Here is a 7,427-nt window from a genome sequence, read left to right as displayed (position 1 = left end):
ATTATCACGACTGGTTAATTGAAGATAGTTCGGAAGCTATCTTCGACTGTAACTCGTCAGGCATTCCCCACAAACATGCAATGACTAATATTTTTGCACAGAAGATAACCTCATTAGGCTAAAGATGCTTCCATCATTTAAGGAAACAAAAAGAGGGGTTCGCTTTTGCCTCCCCTCTTTACTTTTTCTCCCATACATTTTCCAAATTAATTGTCCTTCGGTACTAACAATGAACAGCACTCAACCCTTAAGCGTTTTTTTGAATGCAGGAACATATTCAAGTTGCTCTCAAACCCTCGTAGATCAATGCTTCTTATCTCGATATATTACTACCACGCACTCCACATGCACCGTATGCGGGAACTGACCTCCTTGTATAGAATGTTATTCAAAAACAAAAACCCTTGATAAATAAGGGTTTTTGTTTTTGGTTTATGCGTCAATCGTTGTGAATATTAGTGAAGAGAATTAGCTTTTGCCCCCAATTTGCCCCCGAAAAATAGATTATGGTTTTATTGAAGAACAAAGGAATCTTCCCAAGTCGGGGTCATCACTCTAACCTCCGCCGGCTTCTCTAAATCGTATGCTGTAATGAGTGAGTTGATAAAAATTTCAACCTTATTTCTATCAATTTCCCAAGGCAGTTCAAGATGATGTTTTTTCATTTAAGTACCCCTTGTCAATTATAATCTTGTCACTTTACTGGATACTAAATATCCTGTATACTCACGGTGAATATTTTATGGTGGGACTTACTTGGCTATCCTGGCAGGGATGCCAACCCACATTTGTGCGCCTCTCTTTTAAGAGGCGTTTTTTTATTGCATCCGATATATGTAATTATCTAGGCTTACCGCCTCCATTTATTTTCAAAATTAGACCTTATACCTATATTAAATCCCAAAATCAGGGTCCTTGGCAATATAAATTCGGCGTGCTGAACTCCTGCCATTTAACGACTTTATTCGACAATATTTAGTTTTTATTTCGACAAAAAAAGACCACTTTATAAGTGGTCTAAGAGAATATGACGTTGGGATTTAATATTCCTATTTTGTTTATAGCTTCATCATAACGGTTATGAGCAATTTCACATCGCTTCGTTTTCCTAGTTACAACATCCGTAAAATACGCCACTTTGAATAAGGAATTTATCATAACAACGTTATCAGCGTTGATAATATTACTTCTATCCACATAAACGAATTTGTGACCACTCTCATTTAGGGCCGTCATACAGTATTTCAATGGACCTGTCATATAATATTGATCCGTTTCAGTGTGTACTACGAGCCTATTAAGTATTCGCTTATAACTTATATACCATATTGAATTGACTCGTAAATCAATGTACCCTTCTAACCCTTTAGGATCGACCATCACACTTACCACGAAAATCCCCCCTACTCAAACAATTCTGCTGGTGGCTCCGGGTTATAGATAAAGGCTATACTTGCAATACTTACTATCATAACTCCTATTGAAGCAAGACATGTAGCGATAGCATAATAGGTACTTTTTTTCATACGATATCACCTCCTTATGTTAATTAATGACAATGTCTGCACAAAAAAGCTTATAGCCAAAAATGGATTAGCAATAAATAAATTAAAGCTTACTACAATAAAAGCACCAGATCGCAGTAAGGGAAAATAGCGTGGTGGTATACGTGTTTGCCGCTCTATTCCTGCTGGAGCAAAAACAAAAATGAGTAACATACTCACCAAAGTTGCACCTATCGTCCAATTGTAGTCCAGTTTGACAAAAGATAACCCAGTAAACAATAGTGTGGAAACAGCAACACACCCCATACCACTTTTAAGGTGTAGCCCTCCTGTCATTTGTCTTAAAAAAGCGAATGCCATCATTATTATAACAACCTCTATCAATTTTCCTGTAAACAGGGATACAGTGAGAGTCAGAGTGATAATGAAAACCGTGTTTAGTATTGCCGCCAGTACAAATTTTAGCACTTGGGTTGAGGCTGGATGATCCGGCACAGCATGTTTAATGTGCCTGGCTATTCGTAAAGCCATCATTTCAATCATCGGTAAATTCCTCTCTTTCTTTTATTACTGCATAATATAATAACAAGCCCGCCAATAGCGCGAGAACCAATATTATAAATAGCAAGTTATTATAATACATTACAGTTGACGAGGCGACGAGGCCGATTATTATTATGAGAACAACCACTATATGTTCCCATTTGAAGCGTAAACGTTCAAATTCGGCTGTGAATCCTATCTTGAATTTCAGTAGTATCCAGACAAAAAAGAAAATCCATGAACTCGTCACTATTTGAACAACTGTACCAGCAGAGGAATACTGCATGTCCTTTGAGAAACTACCAAAAAGCGATAGTATAACAATAGCCTGAAACGTAGTGTAAAGAAACATGCCCGTCATAGCTATGATCGCAGCCCATAAAATAGGGACTCTGACTACAATAGTAATAAGCAATATAAATATGATCGTACTTATAGCTGGAACCATAAAAGATAAAGATAACTGTTCTCTTAGAAAAAAACTAATCAGGTTCATAATTAAAAAGCTAAACAAAGCAGGCCAAACAAATTCCAACGGTTTAAGCCTAAAAATAGAAAGCATTAATGAAAACGCCGCGTATGACTCCACGCTTGAAAAGAATAGAAACCTTACAGCTTCCCACATGATATATACCCCTTTACAATTGGTAACAAATATCCTTTAATTCTATATTCGCCACCTATATGTGGCAATACAATTCCCCGTGTATTTGGAATATTTTATGTATTATGTAAGGTAAAAATTTCATTGTTATTCCTGATATATACAAATCATATCTAGATAAATATTCCTAGGTCTGATAGACTGCTTGCAGAGAGGTGAGTACATTTGAAGACTAAGGATACTTTTAAGGTTATCGGATTGTTTCTATTGGTAACCTGGTTAATTTATAGCGTTTTCATTAAAGATAATACGGAAGATAAAGGATATACTTCATTACCTCCACTATCTAGTTCGGCGGAAGCTGAGGTAATTAGTCCACTGACCGAAACTGTAAAAACGAACAAATACACAGATGCGGAAATGGCTAAATATAGTGATTCGTTTAGAAAAGTTATTGAACAGCAAATTGATAAAAAAACAATGTCCGGGAAGCAGTCTATACAAAGGATTGATTATTCAGACGATATGCTCACAGCGGAATTAGTGACGGATGGAAATTCATTGTTTGGACCTGACTTAATCAGGTCGAGTGTATATCTGGACAGTACAAATATATTCAAATCTATATACGGAAAAGGTAAAGCATTCCCTGATGTAACACTTAAATGGCACGCTGTTTTCAGGGATGCCAAAGGACGTAGCACGATAGAACCTATAATTACTATTGAATTGAGCGAAGAAAATGCCAGAACCTTTAACTGGGATGATTTCTTATTCATACGACTACCAGAAGCCGTAGATACGTATACCGAATATGCAATATTCAAAAACTTAGATCAACAGCAAAGAAAATAAAAAAAAGCTCTGCCGACCATTAGGTTAGCAGAGCTTTTACATTAATAAAACAGCAGATTTTTTACTCTACTGCTACCCCTGCTACAGTTTCCCGTTCTGCTGGAGCAGTATCTTGTAGTGTTTCTGTTTTCCCGCTTACCACGGTATCTGTTCCAGTAGCTTGAGATAGAATAGCCGTGACTTGTGCAGCTAAAGAAGAGACAGCCTCCTTAGCAGCCGCTTGAGTAGCTTCTTCGTTCGGTTGTGATTCTGTAACGATTGCCTTCGTTTTGGAGTTATACTCCAAATATGCCTTTTCTATCGCGGATCGAATCTCTACAGCCGATACAGTAATGCCCTGTTCTGCCAAACGCAATGTAGTATACTGCAATGCTTCCTGAAGCTTACGCTCTCCCCCGGCTTCTTTAAATGCTGTTTGAGCAAAAGCAAAGCCCTCTCCAGCAATTTTATGGATCACTTCACGTTGCGCTGCCGTTGTACGCGCTTCTAGCCACACGTTAACCTTAGTTTTAAGTTTGTTCAGACCTCCTAAAACAAACGCTGTAAGCACACCCGCAGCGGCTGTGACAATGGTATTTACGTAAGGCTGTACAGTTTCGATAATTGTTTGCATGATTACTCTTCCCCTTTCGTTTTCAACGATGCGATTTTATTCTTTGAATCCCAAGACACTACCGCCCCATAAGCATCAGCAATTGGTCTGAGTTGCACAAACGCTGTACCCTCTACAAGTTGGACAGTTTGCAGCTTTGCCCCGTTTAAATAGGCTTCCTTGCGAGTGTTGTCCCAACGATAAGACAAGCCCAAGGCATTTGCCAAAGACCGCAGCGGTACATAGGTTCTGGAGCCATACAGAAGCGCTTTTCCTGCTTCTTTTCCATTGACGCGGAATATGCCAGATGTAACGGATTCTGTCTCTTGTGCAGGGACAACAGCGCCGAATCGCTTACGCAGCTCGTCCGCCGTACCATCATACTCATTCATATCCACGTTCCCTTTTATCCCAGCTACCTTGCCGCTATCGCTGTATTGCCAAATATCCCAACGTTTCCACGTCATTGTGTCGCTTGGGACACGGGTATCACTGTACCGAGCTATCCATAGTGGGTAACCGCCCAATGAGGCGTTAAAATTAGCTGCGAATGCATTGCCCGTATAGATAATGGGCTTGCGTCCTGTAAGTCGCTCCAGTTCAAGCAGAAAGGCCAAAGCTACAGCACTAATGAGCGTTTTAGACAGCTTGCCAGGGTTATTCTCATAATCCATCACCGCAGGAAGCTCCAGCGCTTTGGCACCTCCAACCTGATCCAACACATCAGCAAAATGCCTCGCTTCCGCTTTGGCTGCGTCAACACTGGTGGCATCTAAAAAATGATAGGCTCCCAACAACACGCCTGCTGCCTTGGCCCCTTTTGCATTTAAAATGAATGTCGGATCAACATATCGTTGCCCCTGACTTGCTTTAATGAAGGCAAATGAAATACCGTCCGCTTTAACCGCCTTCCAATCAATCTTTCCTTGATAACGGGATACGTCTATTCCTTGGGCATTACCTTTTTTCCTTGCTTGCATCTTCCCTATCCCCTTCCTGACTTCCACTTTTACTTTTCAGAACCTCGACCGCTTGCCGGATCACTGGTGGGATCGGCGCTCCAAGCCTACCCCCGTTCTCAAGTATCGAAAGCAGCTCATTTGCCATATAAAAATAGGCGACCGCATCTCGGAATAGGTGCGAATCGCCTAAGACTCCATCAATCAGATGGGATACTGCTACCATTGCAAAAATAAATACCTTTCGAGCGATACCGATAAGACCAATCTTGCTTTTTAAACCTGGTCCGGTCCCCTTCTTACCTTCAGCGCCAGCCGCAAATAATCCGGTCACGTAATCAATAATGACCAATGCGAGCAACACCCCCAATACTCCCGACCACCCACCATAAAGATACGTCACCGCACTACTTCCTAAAGCTGCGCTGAACTTAAAAATCTCCCACTTATCCAACCTTCTTTCCCCCGTCTCTCCGTTCAGGAAACTTTTCCTGACCTGTAAAAGTAAAGCCCCCGACCATCCGGGGGCACAAAAAAAGCGCATCCGATTGGATACGCCGCTTACGCTTCTTGTTCTGTTATTTGTTCAACTGCTGGAGCCACTTGCGTAGGCTCAGTAATGCCCAAGTCAGCTTTAACCAAGTCTCGCAATGCTACTGGCACGTCCTCAATTTCACGTCGGCCAGCAAGGATAAGATGTACAAGTGTCGTCGCAAAAGCTTTTTTAATCTGTTCATTCATGCTATCACCTCCCCTCATGAGCTGCATGAGAATAAAAAATAGAACCCGCTCCCGGATTCTACGTAACATTGCTTTGTTCCATAACGAGCTGGATAAGCCCGGCTATGGCTTCTTTGTTGTCTAAATCAGCCCGCTTAAGTTCCGCCACCTGATCAGTAAGAGGCTTCTCGGGTTCTGATCCGCTATTCGATGGATAGGTAAACTCCATTGTCTTAGTGTCAGGGTTCACTCTGTAGCTGGTCGCCTTTTGAAAGTCCTCTGTGTACTTATCGAAATCCAGCTTGAGCACGTCCACCTGAGCCGGGTCATATCCCTTTAGCTGCGGGTAAAAATTCATGTCGTCCTCTTTCGTAGTCTCACGGATTGAATCAGACTCTATTTGTGGAGTCACAAAAATAACCTCTCCACTTGCTTTCCGCCAGTACACTTTAGGTCCAATTTTCACATTAAACATCCTCTCTTTTTTATTCGAACGCAAACCATTCATAAGCCTCTACCACTGCAACGGACGAACTTCCGGCATAGTCGAGTATCCGGCTGGTATCAACCGTGCACGAAAAACCACCCGCTTGTTGGGTTAAGTTGTACACGCTAATACGGTTATTAAACCTACCGTACATAGTTATATTTCCCGATATTGCAGCAACAGCAAACCCCTCGATATAAAGCACGTTGCTGTTATCCCTCAACCTTAACCGGATAAATACGCGAGTTGGCGAAAAAGTCATGCTGTTAACCGATAAAGTCATGGCCGCACCATTGCTATAGTTTGGCGCAGTCGCGCTCTGACCGTTAAATGTACCGGACGCAAAGCGCTTGACGGGCAGGCTATTTACTGCTGCTGCTAACTGATCTCCAGTCATGCCAGAGTTGGCGCTGCCGCCTTTGCCAGTGATTGCGTTAGCGACCTTGGATTTAAGATCACTGGCTTGCGTAAAAGCCTGGTCTGCCCGACTATAAGCCTCATTTGCTCGATCATTAGCCACCTTTACCGCGCTCGGCGTGGCTGCTTGATCTGTAGCTGTGCTGCCAGTAGAAGTATTAAGCTGTACAATGCCCCGCGCCTGTGTTGATGCGGAAGGCAGATCCGATGCAAGGTGTGTATGTGCCTTGGGAGCCGCGTACTGTTCTGTATACTTCTTGGCATTTCCCTCTGCCGCATTCCACGTCGCTTGCTTGGCGGCAGTTACATGCAAGTTGGTATCAGAAATGTGATTGTCCAGCGCTGCCTTGGATGCAATGTCATTTCCGGCCGGATCGTTTTTAATGTTTTCAATCTGTGCGGCCAACGCCTGGTCGTTTTCATAAAGCGTTGTGATCGGGATGTTGAGTACATCTGCATGGCCCTGATCCGTAGTGACAAACTTTCTCGGCTCTTTAATTGCCATCGTCTATTTCCCCCCTCATCAGTAGATGTCGTCTATCTCGAAGATAAACTCCATATCGCTATCCTTAATCTTATTGGTCATTGTCCGGATGGCCGTCAGCTTCCCTGCTGAATCTACCAACGCCAGTTCGTTAATGGTTTTCCCGGCCAGCTCAGTTTCAGCCAGTGAGCAGATATACCTGATTGTTGCCGGGGCTATAAATTCATAGCTGGTGATATCTTTTTGAAGCAGCTCCGATTT

Annotated in this window: 12 protein-coding genes and 2 pseudogenes; 2 read left to right on the top strand and 12 right to left on the bottom strand. The window is 42.4% G+C overall.

Translation table 11 applies throughout. The features are described from left to right. Window positions 1-122, top strand: a pseudogene (locus L696_RS32040) (XRE family transcriptional regulator); the annotation flags it as partial. Window positions 123-512: 390 nt separating this feature from the next. Here L696_RS32040 and L696_RS30595 read toward each other — a convergent pair. From L696_RS30595 to L696_RS0117675, 5 genes are all read right to left on the bottom strand, one after another. Beyond that, on the bottom strand, window positions 513-665 hold the full coding sequence (locus L696_RS30595; RefSeq protein ID WP_155985427.1) for a hypothetical protein: 153 nt from the start codon (window positions 663-665) through the stop codon (window positions 513-515). A gap of 352 nt (window positions 666-1,017) precedes the next feature. Then, window positions 1,018-1,380: a LytTR family transcriptional regulator DNA-binding domain-containing protein gene (locus tag L696_RS32775; RefSeq protein WP_425339326.1), complete on the bottom strand. Its 363-nt coding sequence runs from the start codon at window positions 1,378-1,380 to the stop codon at window positions 1,018-1,020. A 23-nt stretch (window positions 1,381-1,403) separates the two neighbouring features. Beyond that, a complete protein-coding gene (locus L696_RS30590; RefSeq protein ID WP_155985426.1) occupies window positions 1,404-1,526 on the bottom strand; it encodes a cyclic lactone autoinducer peptide in 123 nt (40 codons plus the stop codon). Between the two features lie 6 nt (window positions 1,527-1,532). Next, window positions 1,533-2,048 carry an accessory gene regulator ArgB-like protein gene (locus L696_RS0117680; RefSeq protein WP_025684824.1) on the bottom strand — a complete coding sequence of 172 codons (516 nt, stop codon included), beginning with the start codon at window positions 2,046-2,048 and terminating at the stop codon, window positions 1,533-1,535. Next, entirely contained in the window at window positions 2,041-2,673 is a 633-nt protein-coding gene (locus L696_RS0117675; protein WP_025684823.1) for a hypothetical protein, read from the bottom strand. The genes L696_RS0117680 and L696_RS0117675 overlap by 8 nt, the downstream gene beginning before the upstream one ends. Before the next feature lie 204 nt (window positions 2,674-2,877). On the opposite strand from L696_RS0117675, the gene L696_RS0117670 reads away from it, so the two are divergent. Beyond that, on the top strand, window positions 2,878-3,507 hold the full coding sequence (locus L696_RS0117670) for a hypothetical protein (RefSeq protein WP_025684822.1): 630 nt from the start codon (window positions 2,878-2,880) through the stop codon (window positions 3,505-3,507). Between the two features lie 61 nt (window positions 3,508-3,568). Here the strand turns inward: L696_RS0117670 and L696_RS0117665 are convergent, their stop codons facing one another. The 7 genes and pseudogenes from L696_RS0117665 to L696_RS0117635 all read right to left on the bottom strand — a co-directional run. Further along, window positions 3,569-4,120 (bottom strand): phage holin, LLH family, encoded by a 552-nt coding sequence (locus L696_RS0117665; protein ID WP_025684821.1) that lies wholly within the window; start codon window positions 4,118-4,120, stop codon window positions 3,569-3,571. 2 nt (window positions 4,121-4,122) lie between these two features. Next, a complete protein-coding gene (locus L696_RS0117660) occupies window positions 4,123-5,079 on the bottom strand; it encodes a GH25 family lysozyme (RefSeq protein ID WP_025684820.1) in 957 nt (318 codons plus the stop codon). Next, window positions 5,057-5,512, bottom strand: coding sequence for a phage holin family protein (locus L696_RS0117655; protein WP_025684819.1), 456 nt, complete (start codon window positions 5,510-5,512; stop codon window positions 5,057-5,059). The genes L696_RS0117660 and L696_RS0117655 overlap by 23 nt, the downstream gene beginning before the upstream one ends. A 107-nt stretch (window positions 5,513-5,619) precedes the next feature. Beyond that, the gene (locus tag L696_RS0117650) at window positions 5,620-5,799 is read right to left on the bottom strand and encodes a CD1375 family protein (RefSeq protein WP_025684818.1); all 180 of its coding nucleotides are present in this window, start codon (window positions 5,797-5,799) and stop codon (window positions 5,620-5,622) included. A gap of 58 nt (window positions 5,800-5,857) precedes the next feature. Next, the gene (locus L696_RS0117645; protein WP_162472189.1) at window positions 5,858-6,244 is read right to left on the bottom strand and encodes a hypothetical protein; all 387 of its coding nucleotides are present in this window, start codon (window positions 6,242-6,244) and stop codon (window positions 5,858-5,860) included. A gap of 19 nt (window positions 6,245-6,263) precedes the next feature. Continuing rightward, entirely contained in the window at window positions 6,264-7,187 is a 924-nt protein-coding gene (locus L696_RS0117640; protein ID WP_025684816.1) for a tail fiber protein, read from the bottom strand. 18 nt (window positions 7,188-7,205) lie between these two features. Beyond that, window positions 7,206-7,427 (bottom strand): annotated as a pseudogene (locus L696_RS0117635) (phage tail-collar fiber domain-containing protein); the annotation flags it as partial.

Source organism: Paenibacillus maysiensis, assembly GCF_000520815.1.
Taxonomy (GTDB): Bacteria; Bacillota; Bacilli; order Paenibacillales; family Paenibacillaceae; genus Paenibacillus; species Paenibacillus maysiensis.
The sequence above is the reverse complement of the archived record's forward strand: the minus strand, read 5'-3'. Positions and strand labels throughout refer to the sequence as shown.